1 pseudogene is annotated in these 479 nt (G+C 60.8%); it reads left to right on the top strand.

Annotation, left to right across the window (positions count from 1 at the left end):
- Positions 1-479 (top strand): annotated as a pseudogene (locus HX830_RS28815) (hypothetical protein); the annotation flags it as partial.

Genomic DNA, 479 nt, shown 5'->3' with positions numbered 1-479 from the left:
CTGAAGACCAGCGCCCGCGTGGCCGCCGGTTCCAGCCGATTGCTCGGGGCCTTCGGGGTCTTTGTGGACTTCCGTACCCAGCCCTTCCACCTCGATTTTTCTTCGCTCAAATCGGGACTGTTTACTACCAGCGATTCATTGGCGGTGGTCAAGGGTGTCTTTGATTTCACCACGGATATCGGGCCGGTGCTGGCCCTGCGCCTGGCCTCCAGCGCTTCGCGAGCGCTCTGGCAGCCGAGGCTTGATCATCTGTTCTTCAAGATGAACAAGGTGTTGCTGCCCCTGGATGTGTTGTTCACGGCGGTCAGTCTGTACCGCAACGTCGAGGGCGCCCGCTTGGCGAAAACCGCCGAGGAGCAGGCGCTCTATATCACCATGACGGTGATCGATGGCGCCTCGTTCGGTGTGAGCCTGGCGGGATTTATCCTGATTGGCGTGCCCGGGGTAGGAGTCGCTCTGATCCTTGTGGGCATGGCCCT

It is taken from the genome of Pseudomonas gingeri (assembly GCF_013385425.1).
Lineage (GTDB): Bacteria > Pseudomonadota > Gammaproteobacteria > Pseudomonadales > Pseudomonadaceae > Aquipseudomonas > Aquipseudomonas gingeri_D.
The sequence above is the reverse complement of the archived record's forward strand: the minus strand, read 5'-3'. Positions and strand labels throughout refer to the sequence as shown.